General features: G+C 67.9%; 20 protein-coding genes and 1 tRNA gene. 13 read left to right on the top strand and 8 right to left on the bottom strand.

The annotated features are described in order from the left end of the window. Window positions 1-60 precede the first annotated feature (60 nt). Both KZ813_RS17985 and folK read right to left on the bottom strand, forming a co-directional pair. Window positions 61-136: transfer RNA gene (locus KZ813_RS17985), tRNA-Lys, on the bottom strand. Beyond that, window positions 137-637, bottom strand: coding sequence for a 2-amino-4-hydroxy-6-hydroxymethyldihydropteridine diphosphokinase (gene folK / locus KZ813_RS17980; protein ID WP_219756369.1), 501 nt, complete (start codon window positions 635-637; stop codon window positions 137-139). It lies immediately after the preceding tRNA gene. A gap of 23 nt (window positions 638-660) precedes the next feature. Between folK and KZ813_RS17975 the strand changes: the two genes are divergently transcribed. Beyond that, entirely contained in the window at window positions 661-1,311 is a 651-nt protein-coding gene (locus tag KZ813_RS17975; protein ID WP_219756368.1) for a uracil-DNA glycosylase, read from the top strand. A gap of 127 nt (window positions 1,312-1,438) precedes the next feature. Here the strand turns inward: KZ813_RS17975 and KZ813_RS17970 are convergent, their stop codons facing one another. Together KZ813_RS17970 and KZ813_RS17965 are read right to left on the bottom strand one after the other, a co-directional pair. Further along, the gene (locus tag KZ813_RS17970; protein ID WP_219756367.1) at window positions 1,439-2,062 is read right to left on the bottom strand and encodes a phosphatase PAP2 family protein; all 624 of its coding nucleotides are present in this window, start codon (window positions 2,060-2,062) and stop codon (window positions 1,439-1,441) included. A gap of 86 nt (window positions 2,063-2,148) precedes the next feature. Next, the gene (locus KZ813_RS17965) at window positions 2,149-2,928 is read right to left on the bottom strand and encodes a hypothetical protein (RefSeq protein ID WP_219756366.1); all 780 of its coding nucleotides are present in this window, start codon (window positions 2,926-2,928) and stop codon (window positions 2,149-2,151) included. Between the two features lie 57 nt (window positions 2,929-2,985). On the opposite strand from KZ813_RS17965, the gene trmB reads away from it, so the two are divergent. The 12 genes from trmB to KZ813_RS17905 all read left to right on the top strand — a co-directional run bounded on the left by trmB (window position 2,986) and on the right by KZ813_RS17905 (window position 10,791). Further along, window positions 2,986-3,666, top strand: coding sequence for a tRNA (guanine(46)-N(7))-methyltransferase TrmB (trmB, locus tag KZ813_RS17960; protein ID WP_219756365.1), 681 nt, complete (start codon window positions 2,986-2,988; stop codon window positions 3,664-3,666). 120 nt (window positions 3,667-3,786) lie between these two features. Beyond that, window positions 3,787-5,025, top strand: coding sequence for a tyrosine-type recombinase/integrase (locus KZ813_RS20440; RefSeq protein WP_219756364.1), 1,239 nt, complete (start codon window positions 3,787-3,789; stop codon window positions 5,023-5,025). Between the two features lie 88 nt (window positions 5,026-5,113). Beyond that, window positions 5,114-5,899 carry a hypothetical protein gene (locus tag KZ813_RS17950; RefSeq protein ID WP_219756363.1) on the top strand — a complete coding sequence of 262 codons (786 nt, stop codon included), beginning with the start codon at window positions 5,114-5,116 and terminating at the stop codon, window positions 5,897-5,899. 105 nt (window positions 5,900-6,004) lie between these two features. Continuing rightward, on the top strand, window positions 6,005-6,202 hold the full coding sequence (locus tag KZ813_RS17945; RefSeq protein WP_219756362.1) for a helix-turn-helix transcriptional regulator: 198 nt from the start codon (window positions 6,005-6,007) through the stop codon (window positions 6,200-6,202). A gap of 205 nt (window positions 6,203-6,407) precedes the next feature. Beyond that, window positions 6,408-6,617, top strand: a complete 210-nt coding sequence (locus KZ813_RS17940) for a hypothetical protein (protein ID WP_219756361.1) — start codon at window positions 6,408-6,410, stop codon at window positions 6,615-6,617. Then, on the top strand, window positions 6,610-6,924 hold the full coding sequence (locus tag KZ813_RS17935; RefSeq protein ID WP_219756360.1) for a hypothetical protein: 315 nt from the start codon (window positions 6,610-6,612) through the stop codon (window positions 6,922-6,924). The genes KZ813_RS17940 and KZ813_RS17935 overlap by 8 nt, the downstream gene beginning before the upstream one ends. Then, window positions 6,921-7,202: a hypothetical protein gene (locus KZ813_RS17930; RefSeq protein ID WP_219756359.1), complete on the top strand. Its 282-nt coding sequence runs from the start codon at window positions 6,921-6,923 to the stop codon at window positions 7,200-7,202. The genes KZ813_RS17935 and KZ813_RS17930 overlap by 4 nt, the downstream gene beginning before the upstream one ends. Window position 7,203: 1 nt before the next feature. Next, entirely contained in the window at window positions 7,204-8,205 is a 1,002-nt protein-coding gene (locus KZ813_RS17925) for a DUF7146 domain-containing protein (RefSeq protein WP_219756358.1), read from the top strand. Continuing rightward, on the top strand, window positions 8,202-9,680 hold the full coding sequence (locus tag KZ813_RS17920; RefSeq protein ID WP_219756357.1) for an AAA family ATPase: 1,479 nt from the start codon (window positions 8,202-8,204) through the stop codon (window positions 9,678-9,680). Before KZ813_RS17925 ends, KZ813_RS17920 begins: the two co-directional genes overlap by 4 nt. Window positions 9,681-9,729: 49 nt before the next feature. Then, window positions 9,730-10,149, top strand: a complete 420-nt coding sequence (locus KZ813_RS17915) for a hypothetical protein (protein ID WP_219756356.1) — start codon at window positions 9,730-9,732, stop codon at window positions 10,147-10,149. Then, the gene (locus KZ813_RS17910; RefSeq protein WP_219756355.1) at window positions 10,136-10,588 is read left to right on the top strand and encodes a DUF5681 domain-containing protein; all 453 of its coding nucleotides are present in this window, start codon (window positions 10,136-10,138) and stop codon (window positions 10,586-10,588) included. Before KZ813_RS17915 ends, KZ813_RS17910 begins: the two co-directional genes overlap by 14 nt. Before the next feature lie 17 nt (window positions 10,589-10,605). Next, window positions 10,606-10,791, top strand: coding sequence for a hypothetical protein (locus tag KZ813_RS17905; protein ID WP_219756354.1), 186 nt, complete (start codon window positions 10,606-10,608; stop codon window positions 10,789-10,791). Window positions 10,792-10,821: 30 nt separating this feature from the next. Here KZ813_RS17905 and KZ813_RS17900 read toward each other — a convergent pair whose 3' ends face one another. From KZ813_RS17900 to KZ813_RS17885, 4 genes are all read right to left on the bottom strand, one after another. Next, a complete protein-coding gene (locus tag KZ813_RS17900; protein ID WP_219756353.1) occupies window positions 10,822-11,040 on the bottom strand; it encodes a hypothetical protein in 219 nt (72 codons plus the stop codon). Between the two features lie 243 nt (window positions 11,041-11,283). Beyond that, window positions 11,284-11,580, bottom strand: a complete 297-nt coding sequence (locus KZ813_RS17895) for a hypothetical protein (protein ID WP_219756352.1) — start codon at window positions 11,578-11,580, stop codon at window positions 11,284-11,286. Between the two features lie 661 nt (window positions 11,581-12,241). Continuing rightward, entirely contained in the window at window positions 12,242-12,868 is a 627-nt protein-coding gene (locus tag KZ813_RS17890; RefSeq protein ID WP_219756351.1) for an SOS response-associated peptidase, read from the bottom strand. A gap of 66 nt (window positions 12,869-12,934) precedes the next feature. Beyond that, window positions 12,935-13,159: a hypothetical protein gene (locus KZ813_RS17885; RefSeq protein ID WP_219756350.1), complete on the bottom strand. Its 225-nt coding sequence runs from the start codon at window positions 13,157-13,159 to the stop codon at window positions 12,935-12,937. Window positions 13,160-13,468: the final 309 nt, after the last annotated feature.

Genomic DNA, 13,468 nt, shown 5'->3' with positions numbered 1-13,468 from the left:
GGGAGCCGCTCGCCAGCGGCGGCTTCGTACCCAGCGGCGGACGGTGGCGCGGGTGCCGCGTGGTGGGTCCGCCGGGGCTCGAACCCGGGACCTCTCGATTAAAAGTCGCTTGCTCTACCGACTGAGCTACGGACCCTCACGCGGTGCGCGTCGGCCTAGGCACCGCGCGCGGCTTGGTCAACCGGGCATGGAGCTGGCGCAGCGTCCGCCCGCTCGCCGGGTCGCGCCAGCGCGGCGCCAGCGCCGCGGCGGGCGCCAGCACGAAGGCGCGCGCGCGATAGGCCGGGTGCGGGATCTCCAGCCGCGGCGAGCGCCACCGCCCGCCCGACCACAGGATCACGTCGAGGTCGATCACGCGCGCGCCCCAGCGTCGCCCGCGGCGCCGGCCGAAGGCGCGCTCGATCGCCTTCAGCCGCGCGAGCAGCGCCTCGGGCGGCTCCGCGCTGGCGATCAGCGCGGCGCTGTTGGCGAAGGTTCGCGTCGAGGGACCGAGCGGGGCGCTGGCGCGGATCGGCGCCGCGGCGCCACCGAGCAGCGCCAGCGCCGCCGCCACCTCCGCGCGCGGCGCGCCGTGGCGGCCGCGTCGGTTGCTGCCGACACCGATCAGATAGCGTTGCGCGTCGCTTGCTCGCTCCATGCCGCCGCGCCTATCGCACCGCGATGGACTTGGCACCCTCCCCGCTCGCCGCGACCGAGCCGCCGCGCGACTGCCCGCGCTGCCCGCGCCTCGTGGCGCTGCGCGAGCGGCTGCGCGCCGAGCAGCCCGAGTGGTGGAACGCGCCCGTGCCCGCGCTGGGCGACCCGGGCGCGTGGCTGGTGATCGTCGGGCTCGCCCCGGGGCGGAACGGCGCCAACCGCACCGGCCGCGCCTTCACCGGCGACGCCGCGGGCGCGCTGCTGTTCGCGACGCTGGCGCGGCTCGGCCTCGCGGTCGCCGGTTCGGACGGGGAGGCGGCGGCGCTCGACGGCGCGTTGATCCTCAACGCGGTGCGCTGCCTGCCGCCCGAGAACAAGCCCAGCCCCGAGGAGGCGCGCGCGTGCCGCCCGTTCCTCGCCGCGGGCGCGGCGGCGCTGCCCGCGGCGCGGGTGTTCGTGGCGCTGGGGCAGCTGGCGCACCAGTCGGCGATCAAGGCGCTCGGCGGGCGGCTGCCCAAGGCCCGCTTCGCCCACGGCGCCGAGCATCGCCTGCCCGACGGGCGCGTGGTGCTCGATAGCTATCATTGCTCGCGCTACAACCAGCAGACGGGTCGGCTGACCCCGGCGATGCTCGAGGCAGTGTTCGAGCGCGCGCTGGCGCTCCGCGCGGGCTGAGGCGACCGAGCGCGCGGCAGCGGTCCCGCGAGCGAGCCGCGCGCGGGGGGATCCAGGAGCCAGGCAGGGCCGGCGCGCGGCGTCCGCCCCGGCCGCGCCCGCGCGCGCGGCGGAGGGCTGGCTCAGCTCAGCTCGGATGCGCCTCCGCCTCCGCCTCGGCGCGCCGCTCGGTGCGACGCGAGACCGCGCCGCCCGCCGCCGCCATCGCCCAGCTCGCCAGCCGCTCGGAGAGCCAGCCGATCGCGGCGCCGGCCACCACGTCGCTGGCGTAATGCGCCCCGCGGGTCACCTGCAGCGCCCCCGCCGCGCCGGCGGCGAGTCGCGCCGGCACGGTCGCGCCCGGCGCCTCGTGACGCACCGCCTCCGCGATCGCCACCGCGCCCGCGGTGTGGCCCGAGGGGAAAGCGTTGCGCGCGCTGTCGTCGGTGCCGTGACCCTTCTCCAGCGTCGGGCGGTCGCCGGCGGCGTTGGGGCGGGCGCGGTCGACGCTGGCCTTCATCACCGTCTTGAGCCCGGTGGCCAGCAGGTGGCTGGCCACCATCCGCGCGCCGCTGCGCGCCATGGCGGGCCGGCGCAGCATCGCGCCGAGCGCGAGCGTGCCGAGGCCGAGCGCGAGCAGCGGCGGCTCGTCGGTCGCCTTGGCGAGCGGGGTGAGCGCGCGCACCGGGGCACTGTCGGCGAGCGCGCGCACCGGCGCGAGCGCGTCATGCTCGCGCGCGGCGGCCTTCTTCACCGCTTTCTTCTTGCCCATCACGCCGCTCCCGCCTGTTGTCCGTCGCGGGCGCTAACGGTCGCGGGAGGGCGCGGGTTGCGCGACGTCGCGGCCTTCCCCGTCGCTCACCCCGCCGCGGTATAGGCCGCGAAGGGCTCCTCCAGCAGTAGCCGCCCGTCGCGCCACACCTGAACCGCGCCGCCGCCCTGCGCGGGCTCCAGCGAGGCGATCACGCGATAGACGAAGCCGTCGCGCTCGAACTGATAGGTGCGCCGCTCGCGCGACGAGTCGATCACGCGGCCGCCGTCGATCGTCGTCGAGGCGCGCGTGTCGCGCCCGCCCCAGGGGACGTCGACCGCGCCGAGCTCGGCGTCGTGGTTGTAGCTGCGGTAGCGATAGCCGCCGCGCGGGTCGCCGGTGACCTGGACCGAGCGCCTGGCGGTGACCCCCAGCACGCGCGTCTGCGCGGCGAAGCGGCACTGGCTGGTGGTCGGGCCGTAGCGCAGCGACACCACCGTCGGCGTGGTCGCGCCGGGTTCGACCATCTGCGGGTTGACCGTCTCCACCGCGCCGACCGCGCGCCCGGCGGCGTTGGACAGCGTGTACCAGACATGCCCCATGCCCGCGTCGCTCTGGCCGACGCGCACCGTCGCGCGGTGTGTCGCCAGCCCGGGCTTGGCGTAGCTGGTGAGTGTCACCTGGCCGTCGCGCTCGGGCGGGGACATGGCGATCGCCCAGTCGCGATCGGTCGAATCGCACAGGAAGGCGGCCGGCTTCCACGCGCCGTCGACGCGCTGCATCGACACCGCGCCGAGCGCGCGCAGCTGCGCCGTGCCCGCGCCCGGCAGCGCCGCCATCCCCGCCGTGAGCCCCGCCACCGCCGCGCCGATCAGCCACGCCCGCATCATCGTCCTCCGTTTCCCACGTTCCGTTTTGGCGCGCGAGGCGATAGGCGGCGCTGCATGAACGATCCCACAACGATCCGGCGCCTCTACGGCCGCCGCCAGGGCCACGCGCTGCGCGCCGGCCAGGCCGCGCTGGTGGAGGAACTGCTACCGCGGCTGGCGCTGCCCGAGAGCGGCGCGCTCGACTCGCGCGTCCTGTTCGGCGACGACCGCCCGCTCCAGCTCGAGATCGGCTTCGGCGCGGGCGAGCATCTCGCCGCCCAGGCGGAGGCGGCGCCGGGCACCGGCTTCATCGGCTGCGAGCCTTTCCTCAACGGCGTGGTCGGCGCGTTGGGCCATGTCCGCGACCGCGCGCTGGCGAACGTGCGGATCCACATGGGCGACGCGCTCGAGGCGGTGGAGCGGCTGCCCGACGGGTCGCTCGACCGGGTCTACCTGCTCCACCCCGATCCCTGGCCCAAGGCGCGCCACGCCAAGCGCCGCATGATGAACCACGGCCCGCTCGACCTGATCGCGCGCAAGCTGAGGCCAGGCGCCGAGTTCCGGCTGGGCACCGACGACCCGACCTATTGCCGCTGGGCGATGATGATCATGGACCAGCGCCGCGACTTCAGCTGGACCGCGGCGTCGCCCGCGGACTTCCTCGAGCGCCCCGCCGACTGGCCCGAGACGCGCTACGAGCGCAAGGCGCGACGCCAGGGGCACGAGGTCTGGTATTTCAGGTACGTTCGCGATTGACGCCTCCAAGGCTTGCGATACTCGCCTCGCCGTCGCCAGACCTGAGTTCCCGCTGTTCCCTTGCCGTTCCCGCCACATCCCGCTACGGTGATTGCCAGGTGATTACCAGGAGGGTGGTCGGTGGCGACGGGCAACATCAGCAAGAGGACGGTCGACGCGCTCAAGCCGAGCACGACGGTTGGCTTCCTGTGGGATGATGAGGTGAAGGGGTTCGGGGTGAAGATCACCCCGGCCGGCGCCGTCACCTATGTCTATCAGTATCGGCTAGGCGGGCGTGAGGCGAAGACCAAGCGCTATACGATCGGGAAGCACGGGTCCTGGACCGCGACGAACGCCCGCGTAGAAGCTAAGCGCCTCGGTGTTCTGGTGTCGCAAGGGACCGACCCAGTCGACGACGACAAGCGCCGCCGCCGTGAGAGCGTCGAGTTGTCGTTCAAAGCCTACGCGGCTCGCTTCCATGCTGCCTGTGAGGGTGATGGCTGGCGCGGTCTCGTCGAGCGCTCCTTGCGACTCCACGCCGTTCCCGCCCTCGGGAGCAAGGCTCTGCCGGCAATCACGCGCGCTGACGTCGTAGCGGTGTTCGACGCAATGCCGGCCGAGCAGCAGGCTGGTCGGCGCAATACCTTCGCCATTCTACGCCGCCTGTTCAAATGGGCCATCAGCCGAGGCGATCTTGAGCGCTCCCCTATGGATGGGATGGAGACGCCGCCGCCGGTTAGGGCTCGAGACCGTTGGCTCACTGACGACGAACTGCGGCGTGTCTGGAACGCTGCGCAGTCGTGCCATCGCTGCTTTGGTCCGATTGTACGCCTGCTCATCCTTACAGGGCAGCGACGCGAGGAGGTGACGGGGCTCACGTGGCAGGAGCTGAACCGACCGGCCAAGCTATGGCGCCTCCCTGGCCCGCGCACGAAAAATGGAGAGCCTCACGACGTGCCGCTTTGCGAGCTCGCGGTGGCGGTGTTGAACGAGCTAGCCGGCGGCGAGAAGTGGCCGAAGCGCGGCGCCGTATTCACCACCGGCAAGGGTGGTTCATTCACCGCGCACTCCAGGGGCAAGGACAAGCTCGACGCTGTCCTGGCGAAAGACGGCGATGAGCCGCTAGCGCCTTGGCGCCTCCATGACCTGCGGCGGACACTCGCCACTGGCCTTCAGCGGCTGGGTGTGCGCTTCGAGGTGACCGAGGCTGTGCTCAACCACCTATCCGGATCCAGATCAGGCGTCGCCGGCGTCTACCAGCGGCATGAGTGGACCGAGGAGAAACGGTCGGCACTGGACGCGTGGGGCGAACACATCCGTAAGGTTCTTGCCGGCAGTGACGGCACGAACGTGATCCCGCTCGCCACTCGGCGGGCGTGATGCTGGGGCGGCTAGGGTAGCTCCCGAACGGCTGGTTTCCACCCAGTCTGCCGCCCCTTCGATCTATGGACGCGCTGGGAGGCGCATTATGGACGATACGACCAGCGAACGAATAGCATCGTTCGAGAAGCACATGAGCGCAAGCTGGGAGCAGCTCGCGCGAGATGAGAGAGCACAAGACAAGCGCTGGAATTTACTTCAAGCGATTGCCTACCTGGCCTCTGGCGATCGAGAACTGGTCAAAAAAGCTGCTACTTGGTGCCCGCATCCAAACGCATTGCCTCACTCGAACGCAGCGCAGGCAGCGTTCGTACATATGTCGAAGGAACTTGATGAGCGGCGGGCTTCAGGAGAACGGTGCCTATCAATCGATGGTGGTACTCGCGCCTTACTGCTCGGATTGAAGGACGGCGAGATCACCGCGTACGTGGATGCCAAGCCGACGTATCTCACCGGCCTCGACTTTCGAGAGCTTACTTATAGCAACGACCTGATTGGCTTGGCACCCGCCCCACAAGGTGACGATCGGTATTGGCGTTCCGTCAACGTGAGCGCCGAGGATGTTGTCCGACTTCGCGACGGTCAATCGATCGACGCTGGGCGTCCAAATACCAGTTCCGCTCCTACGGGCGCGAAGCGCGGACCAAAAGGGAAGTGGGACTGGATCGGCATGATGGCCGAACTGGTACGCGTTGCCGATCAGGACGGCTTGGACTCGATCGGCACGCAAGCCGACGTTGAGCGATGGGCTATGAAGTGGCATGCTGACAAAACTGGATCGGACGGGCCGGGCGTGAGTGTTGTGCGAGAGCATATCGCTCCGGTGTTCCAGGCCATCGAGCGGGAGAACCAGCGCCGGCGCTCCGGCAAATAGCAGAGCCAATTAGCGGCTAATTAGCGGCCACTCCGGCCGACAAGCGGCCGATTGCCCGCGAGAACCCTCCTATTCCCGGCACTTCCGCCGGGCAGGAGGACCGCAATGCAGAAACTCCTCAGCACGACTGAAGCCGCGCCGCTGATTGGGGTCAAACCCAAGACGCTGATGAACTGGCGTGTTCTCGGGCTCGGTCCGCGCCACATCCGCGCCGGCGGCAGGATCTCCTACGATCTCTCTGACATCGAAGCGTGGAAGTCTGCTCGTCGAGTGACTTCGACTTCACAGCCGATCGCCGCGTGACGCGACATGGCCAGGATCGAAGCGGCGGCGGCCGATAGTACGCGAAAGGCCGGCGCGCCAACGCCGGCCTCCACGAATTACATCAACAACAGCACTCACGCAGATAGCATTACGGCACTTCGCCTTCAACGGCTGAATAGCCTTTGCGGTCTGGTCGGCGCGCACGCCGGCCTGGTGTCTTCGCTCGCGTGGGGGGAGACGTGCAATGGGTGAGCCTTCGCCTTTCCTCGACCACAAGGCTGCCGCGCTCGCGCTGCTGCTTAGCGACGCGAAACTGACCCGTAAGGCGGGCAGCTTCCTCGGCCAGTGTGTGGTGGACGCGACGCCGCTCACCTCGGCACAGCTGGGGTGGCTAAGCACGCTGTTGGAGCGCGCCGAGCTGCCGGCGATGTTGGAGGAGGCCGGCCATGGTTGACCCCTTCGATACCGCCAGCGCGCACCGCCGCGTGGACACCAGCATTGCCGCCGCCGCGCTCGCCGCTGAGACCAGCAGCCATCTCCGCTATTTGGTCCACAAGACCCTCTGCGAGGCGGGCGACCACACCGTGGACGAGGTCTGCGGCATCGTCGGCCTGCCCCGCTACTCGCTCCAGCCCCGCTTCACCGAACTGAAGAAGGCAGGATCCATCCGCGACTCCGGCGTGCGTCGCCGCAATCGGTCTGGCGCCCAGGCAATCGTCTGGCGCGCCACGGTCCTCGACAAGCAGGAGGACGCAGCATGAGCGGTCGCATCATTCCGCTCGGGCTCCCGCGCGATCCTCGTCACGGCATCGTCCACGTGATGGGGAACAGCGCGGAGGGCTTCGAGGTCGCCCACGAAAGCGGCTCGGGCAGCAGCTGGGGCAACTTCCAAGGCCCGTACGCTGATCCGCAGGAAGCCATCGCCGCCGCCTACATCCTTAATCGGGATGAGTATTCTGGCCAGTGCGCGGTGTCGATCTGCGACGAAGCGCAGCCGGTTGGGCGCGGTCCAGCTCCTCTTTCTCGATCGGAGTTTTGAGATGCTTCTCGATCGGTATGCGTCCTACGGAGAGGCTCATGGCCGGGCGTCGCGCGAGCGCATCGACGTGCCGAAGGTCTGCGAGGCGATCCGTCGTGACCACCGCGTCTCGACCATCGCCATCCAGGCTGGCGTGAAGCTGAAGCCGGCAGGCAAGGAGTGGTTGGGGCTCTGCCCCTTCCACAACGAGCGCACGCCGAGCCTTACGATCTTCGCCGACGATAGTCGGTTCTGGTGCTTCGGGTGCAGCGCGTCGGGGGACGTCATCGACTTCGTCCAGCGCGCCTATCGGGTGACGCTGTTTGAGGCGATCGACATGCTCGACGGCGGCGCCCTGGCGGAACTGAAGCAGCAGCGCGCGCCGGTACAGCCGAAGCGGGATCTGCGCGAGGTGGCGAACCGTATCGCGGGACAGGCGTCGCCGATCGAGGGGACGCCGGCTGAGCTGTACCTGCGCAACCGCGCCATCACGATGCCGCTGCCGCACACGCTTCGCTTCGCCCGGCTCGCGCCGCCGAAGAACAGCGGCTTGCTGACGACGAACGGGCCGGGGCTGCTGCCCTGTCTCGTCGCCATCGTCACCGACCCGGACGGTACGCTGGTCGGGATCCAGCGCACCTACGTCACCGAGGACGGCCGCAAGGCCGCCACCGCGGACGGCAAGGTGAAGTTCTCGCTCGGGCTCGTCGCTGGTGGCGCGATCCAGCTTGGCGCGCCCGCTGAGACGGTCGTAGTGACCGAGGGGCTAGAGGACGGCCTGTCGCTCGCTCAGGCGCTCGGTGAGAGCGTGTGGGTGGCGGCGGGCACCTCGATGCTGCCGCACATGTCGTTCGCCAGCGTAACCCGCTCTGTGGTCATCGGTGCCGACGCGGATGAGGCTGGGGAGCGGGCGGCGCAGAAGGCGGCGGAGGCATACCGGGACGCTCAGCTCGCCGTCCGGATCATGCGCCCGCCTGCGCCGTGGAAGGACTGGAACGCGCTGGCAATGGAGGTGCGCGCATGAGCGCGGCATCAATCAGGCGGCAGTTCGATGCCGCGCAGGTCGTCGGCCCGGTTGCTGCCGAGGCATTGGCGATCAAGGCGACACCCTTCCGCTGGCCCGACCATCGCACTCTGCCGCGTCGTCCCTGGGTATGGGGTCGTTGGCTTCTGCGGAGCACGGTGTCGGCGATCGTAGCGCCCGGCGGGGTAGGCAAGTCGTCTTTCGTTGCCTCCATGCTCCTGTCGCTCGCCAGCGGACGGGAGGACATCCTCGGCAAGACTGTGTGGGCCGGCTCCAAGCGAGTATGGTACTGGAACCTGGAGGACAGCCTCGCCGAGCTGGAGATGCAGCTCGTGGCCGCCGCCATGTTCCACCGGGTCGACCAGGCTGCCTGCGGTGACCGGATCCACCTCGACAGCGGTCCCGATGGCGCCGGCCTCTGCATCGCGATCGAGGGCCGGGAGGGCTACGCCATCGCCGTTCCCGTGGTCGAAGCGCTGGTCGCTGAGCTCCTCAGTCGTCAGATCGACGTGCTGGTCATCGACCCGTTCGTCTCCTCGCATGGTGTGAGCGAGAACGACAACGTCGCGATCGACGCCGTGGCCAAGGCGTGGGCGCGCATTGCTAAGCGGGCGAACTGCTCAGTGGTGCTCGTCCACCACTCCAAGAAGCTGGGCAGCGAGAAGGTGACGGCCGAGTCGTCCCGTGGTGCCAGCGCTCTGGTGTCGGCAGCGCGGGTCACCCTTGTCCTCAACCGCATGGACAAGGATGAGGCCAAGGCCTGTCTGATCACGGAGGAGCGCGAGCGGCGTCGCCTGTTCACCGTCCTCGACGACAAGGCCAACCGGGCTCCGGCAACCGATGCCGAGTGGTTCCGGATCGCCTCGCAGGACGTAGGCAATGCTGAGGGTCCTGACGATCCGTTCGGAGCGGACGGGGACAACGTGGGCGTGGTGACCCGCTGGAGCCCGCCTGACGCCTTCGAGGGCATCAGCACCGATCACCTGCGGCGCGTGCAGGAAGCCGTCGCAGCGGGCTCCTGGCGGAAGGACGGCCAGGCGAAGGACTGGGTCGGCAAGGCCGTCGCCGACGTGCTCGGTCTCGACCTGTCCAACGACAAGGACAAGGCCCGCGTGCGCGAGATGCTGAAGCAGTGGCACCGCAACGGCGCGCTGGACGAGGAAACGCGCAAGGACGGCAAGGGCAACGACCGTCCCTTCGTGATCGTCGGCCGGCGCGTGGACGACCACTCCTCACCTCACCACCCGCAGGTGGGGAGTGGTGGGGAAGTGGGGACCGCCACTCCCCACCACCACCGCCCTATAAAGGGGCGGGGTGGTGGTGGGGATGGTGGCTACCGCGAAGGCAAGGAAGGCGAGGAAGGTGGGGAGGCGCCCCGCAATCCGGCGCTCGGGAGCAAGGACCGAGCGCCTCGCGACTTCAGCCGATGGGATGGGCAGGCCGTCAGCGGGACCAGCTCCGGAGGGAGCAGATGACCCTTCGACATCGGAATTCCGATAACGACCAGATCAGGGAGTGGGGTAAGTGACTGGACGCCTAGAGACTCGCATCGAGAAGCTGGAGGCGCGGCAACCCGCTGGCACCGGCGCTCTGTACGCTTTGGCGCGCTACCAGCCGCCGGCGGGAGGATCCGACTGGCTGGGGGACATGCTCTCTCGCCTGAAGTGGCCCTCGTCGACCTTCGCCCTGGTCATGATCGATGCCAACGACCCCGCGACGGCCGAGCCGGAGGAGGTGATCGCTCCGACGCAGTACGAGAGGATGAGCCAGGCGGATCGCACCCGCTTCCTGCTCGCCGGCGAGCATCCTGGCCGGTGGTACCTGATTGTCACTGGTCGGGGGCATGCGACACCCATCCCGATGTTCAACGGTCGCGCTGCCTTGATGACGGAGATCCGGGCGTCTGCTCAGCAGCAGGGAGGGTACTTCGGTGGCGCCTTCTGAGCCGGTAAATAGCGGGCGGAACCCCGATGGTACCTTCGCGCCCGGCAATCGCGTGAACCCCACCGGCAAGCCTCGCGGCTCGCGTCACCGCACCACGTTGGCCATCGAAGCCCTCCTTGAGGGGCAGCACGAGGCATTGACGCAGAAGGCGATCGAGAAGGCGTTAGAGGGCGATACCGTGGCGCTGCGGCTCTGTCTCGACCGGCTCGCTCCGCCTCGGAAGGACGCGCCCATATCCTTCGACCTGCCCACGGTCACGACAGTGGCAGACGCGGTGACCGCGTCGTCGTCGGTGTTGGCCGCGGTGGCCGCCGGTGAGGTCACACCCGACGAGGCCGGCCGAGTGATGGCGCTACTGACCGCCCATCGTGCGATCGCGGAGGCGGGGGACTTGGAAGCGCGCATCGCCGCGCTGGAGTCGAGAGGAGCTGTAGCATGACGTTGAAACGGAGGATCATGGCGCTCGAGACCGTCCGAGGAAGACGCGGGCGCTTCGTCGTGGCGATCGGTCCGACGCCGTTCGACCCGCATGAGGAGCTGCGAGGCCTCGGTATTGAGATCGTGGCGGCCGACACGCTAGTCGTCATCCACAAGCCCGTTGCCATCCCGGTCGTGATCAGCGTCGATGGACAGGCTTGTTAGAGGATCGTGCGCCGTCACCGCCGTTGGAGCTCACTTGGCTGCGCACGGCCATTTAGCAACCATCGCCGCTATGTACTCTGCCCGACCGTCTGATCCAGACAAAGCACTGCCGCGGCGCTCGAAGAAGTCGATGTACGCGTAAGCCATCATATCAGGAGGGCTGCTTTCCAGCTCCGCGGAGCGTGGCAGGCAGAAATGCGGTTCGGGAGCGTCCTTGCTCTCTCGATGCACAATCGCCTGGATCGACATCATGCTGCACCATTCAGGTTCGAACAGCTCGCGCGTACCATCCTTCCGATGAGGAACGGGCAGTCTTCGAGTCAGAAGAAAGCAGCTCACATACATGTCCCGGGCGGATGGCAGCCGTTCCGGTGCAACGCCTTGAGCAGCAGTTGCTGTTCCAGGGCAACCGAGCAAAAGGGACGTGCTAGCGGTGGCGGCAAGCAATCCTAGACCGAGCCTACGTGTGATCGAGCCCTCTTGGCTCACCGCCTAAACCTTTTTGGCATTAGGGAAGAAGTACAGAAAACCATTCTTCGGCTCGCCAATGTAGCGAGTGTTGTCTCGCCCGATCTCTCTAATAACGAGAATATCCGTCCCAGGATTGATAGTTGACTTGAGAAGAGAAGCGAGCGCACCAATCCCCATGTCCGTCTCGATCGCGACGAACGAAGTTGGCTCATCCCAAAAAGCCGAGCCGACCTCGTTGAGGGCGTCGACAAGGTCGTCATATCGCTGCTTGTACGATGCGTCGTCAGTCAGCCGAAAAGTGATCCAGTAGGTTGTCACATCATACTCCGAGTCGCTGACCGGAGACGCTGCGTTATATCTCGTGTGCGTGTAAATGGCCGCGCGCCTGGGTTTCGAGACCGGTTTGGTTGGGTCCGATTATCGACCAGCATAGCGCACACGGGGCAACCGGCAGAAGCGCTGCTGAGAGATCAGCCGCCATCGCCTGCCGCTGCCGCGTCCGAACCCTCCGGTGGCGCGAGTGGCGGTGGTGGAACATTCAGGATTGTCCGATCGGGTAGGATTTTGAACGCGCCACTCCCGAATGCGCTACCCGGCGAGATAATCGCGACCTCATAGACAACGCCGATCTTAAGCGGCTTGGGCGCGACCACCTCGATCGTCGAGCCGAATGGCCTGGGTCTGCCCTTAAGTGGCTGACCATACAGCACCGGGAATTTGTCTTCGCAGTCCCGTTCAACGCTTTGGTGCCAAAACGTCCCGTACGTGACGCGACTCACGTCGTCGCCGCTCGCTGGTCGAGCACGCGACGGACCGGACGCGATGACGTCGATGTCGGTGACGCAGGAAGGCTGGTGCCTAGATTGGGGGTCGACGATGAAGGCGACTCGGCCCGCGATCACAACCGCTTTGACCCGTTAGGCGCTCGAGCAGCCGGCGACGCTGAGCGCGACAAGTGAGATGAGGAGGCGAGGATACCTCACCTATCCACCGCCATCAGCTGCGACGGATAGGGCTGCGCCAGCGCGACCGCCTCGTCGAACGGACAGCTGAGCCAGCGCTCCTCGTCCTCCTCGTGGAGCAGCACCGGCATCGCCTTCGGGTGGATCGGCGCGACCAAAGGATTGGGTTCGCACGTCAGGAAGGCGAACACCGCGCCCTGCTCGGTCGGCCGCCACACGCCCGCGAAGCTGACGATCGCGCGGCTCGGCACGTCGAACCAGTGGAGCGGGAGCTTGCCGTCCGCCGCGCGGTCCTGGCCGTACTCGCTGAAGGCAGTGAACGGCACCAGGCAGCGCCGCCGCGGGTTGGCCAGTGCCGAGCGCCAGAAGGGCGAGGTGTAGTTGCGAACGTTGGTGATCTTCTTGGTCAGCAGAACGGGCTTGCCGGTCGCCTTGTCGATGCGCTTGCCCGGCACCTGGTGTGGGAAGCCCCAGACCATCGCGTCGAGCGCGCGGCCGCCGTCGGTCTCGCGCACGACATAGGCGGGGCGGTCGGGGAACAGCTCGGGCGGAGGTACCTCAAGGTCGGCCGGGAAGGGCACCGCGACGCCGTAGCGCGTCGCCAGCGCGATCTGCGCCTCGGTCATGCGGTAGCGGTTGCACATTGCCGGGAGGCTGCCCTGTCGTTGAGCGATCCGCAATCAGAGCCGGGGCCGTCGCACCGAAAAGCTTTATCGCACCCTATGCTCCCGCAGATCGTCGCCTTCGATCGTCGTGCCGTTGACCAGTACCGAATACCGCCAGACTTCGTCGTCGGGATCGCTGAGCGCTAAGCGGACCATCTTGGCGAAGCTGCCGGACCCGATAAGCTCACTCTCCACGTGGGTCTCGTGCGATGGGTGCTCTACGCGCGAGCAATAGAGGTAGGCTGGGTCGTCAGCTTCAATACGATCCATTCAGCCCTCAGGTCGGTTGCGTTCGGTAGTGGACCTGTAGGCCAGCGTCATTAAACCAGGACCGATGTTGCGACGTCAATCAGCGGCGATCCCCTATCGCGTTGCATCTTCAGGAGAGCTGGAGGTCCTGCTGGTGACATCGCGCCGGCGGAAACGCTGGGTCCTACCCAAGGGGAACCTGCATCGATGGATGCTTGCACACACCTCAGCAGCGACCGAAGCCTTCGAAGAGGCTGGGGTCCTGGGGGAGATAGAACGGCTCCCGATCGCATCTTACACGCAGGTCAAGCGGACGGCTGCCGGCTTGGC

It is taken from the genome of Sphingomonas folli, assembly GCF_019429525.1.
GTDB classification, from domain to species: Bacteria; Pseudomonadota; Alphaproteobacteria; order Sphingomonadales; family Sphingomonadaceae; genus Sphingomonas; species Sphingomonas folii.
Note: the sequence above shows the minus strand (reverse complement) of the source record. Positions and strands in the feature narration are given on the sequence as shown.

What these genes read in the sequence shown, in the direction of transcription:
- KZ813_RS17930 (WP_219756359.1), top strand. Translation starts at nt 6,921, where the DNA reads ATGAGCGGTCGCATCATTCCGCTCGGGCTCCCGCGCGATCCTCGTCAC.
- KZ813_RS17920 (WP_219756357.1), top strand. Translation starts at nt 8,202, where the DNA reads ATGAGCGCGGCATCAATCAGGCGGCAGTTCGATGCCGCGCAGGTCGTC.
- KZ813_RS17905 (WP_219756354.1), top strand. Translation starts at nt 10,606, where the DNA reads ATGGCGCTCGAGACCGTCCGAGGAAGACGCGGGCGCTTCGTCGTGGCG.
- KZ813_RS17900 (WP_219756353.1), bottom strand. Translation starts at nt 11,040, where the DNA reads ATGTCGATCCAGGCGATTGTGCATCGAGAGAGCAAGGACGCTCCCGAA.
- KZ813_RS17890 (WP_219756351.1), bottom strand. Translation starts at nt 12,868, where the DNA reads ATGTGCAACCGCTACCGCATGACCGAGGCGCAGATCGCGCTGGCGACG.
- KZ813_RS17940 (WP_219756361.1), top strand. Translation starts at nt 6,408, where the DNA reads ATGGGTGAGCCTTCGCCTTTCCTCGACCACAAGGCTGCCGCGCTCGCG.
- KZ813_RS17885 (WP_219756350.1), bottom strand. Translation starts at nt 13,159, where the DNA reads ATGGATCGTATTGAAGCTGACGACCCAGCCTACCTCTATTGCTCGCGC.
- folK (WP_219756369.1), bottom strand. Translation starts at nt 637, where the DNA reads ATGGAGCGAGCAAGCGACGCGCAACGCTATCTGATCGGTGTCGGCAGC.
- KZ813_RS17950 (WP_219756363.1), top strand. Translation starts at nt 5,114, where the DNA reads ATGGACGATACGACCAGCGAACGAATAGCATCGTTCGAGAAGCACATG.
- KZ813_RS17965 (WP_219756366.1), bottom strand. Translation starts at nt 2,928, where the DNA reads ATGCGGGCGTGGCTGATCGGCGCGGCGGTGGCGGGGCTCACGGCGGGG.
- KZ813_RS17945 (WP_219756362.1), top strand. Translation starts at nt 6,005, where the DNA reads ATGCAGAAACTCCTCAGCACGACTGAAGCCGCGCCGCTGATTGGGGTC.
- KZ813_RS17925 (WP_219756358.1), top strand. Translation starts at nt 7,204, where the DNA reads ATGCTTCTCGATCGGTATGCGTCCTACGGAGAGGCTCATGGCCGGGCG.
- trmB (WP_219756365.1), top strand. Translation starts at nt 2,986, where the DNA reads ATGAACGATCCCACAACGATCCGGCGCCTCTACGGCCGCCGCCAGGGC.
- KZ813_RS17970 (WP_219756367.1), bottom strand. Translation starts at nt 2,062, where the DNA reads ATGGGCAAGAAGAAAGCGGTGAAGAAGGCCGCCGCGCGCGAGCATGAC.
- KZ813_RS17975 (WP_219756368.1), top strand. Translation starts at nt 661, where the DNA reads ATGGACTTGGCACCCTCCCCGCTCGCCGCGACCGAGCCGCCGCGCGAC.
- KZ813_RS17935 (WP_219756360.1), top strand. Translation starts at nt 6,610, where the DNA reads ATGGTTGACCCCTTCGATACCGCCAGCGCGCACCGCCGCGTGGACACC.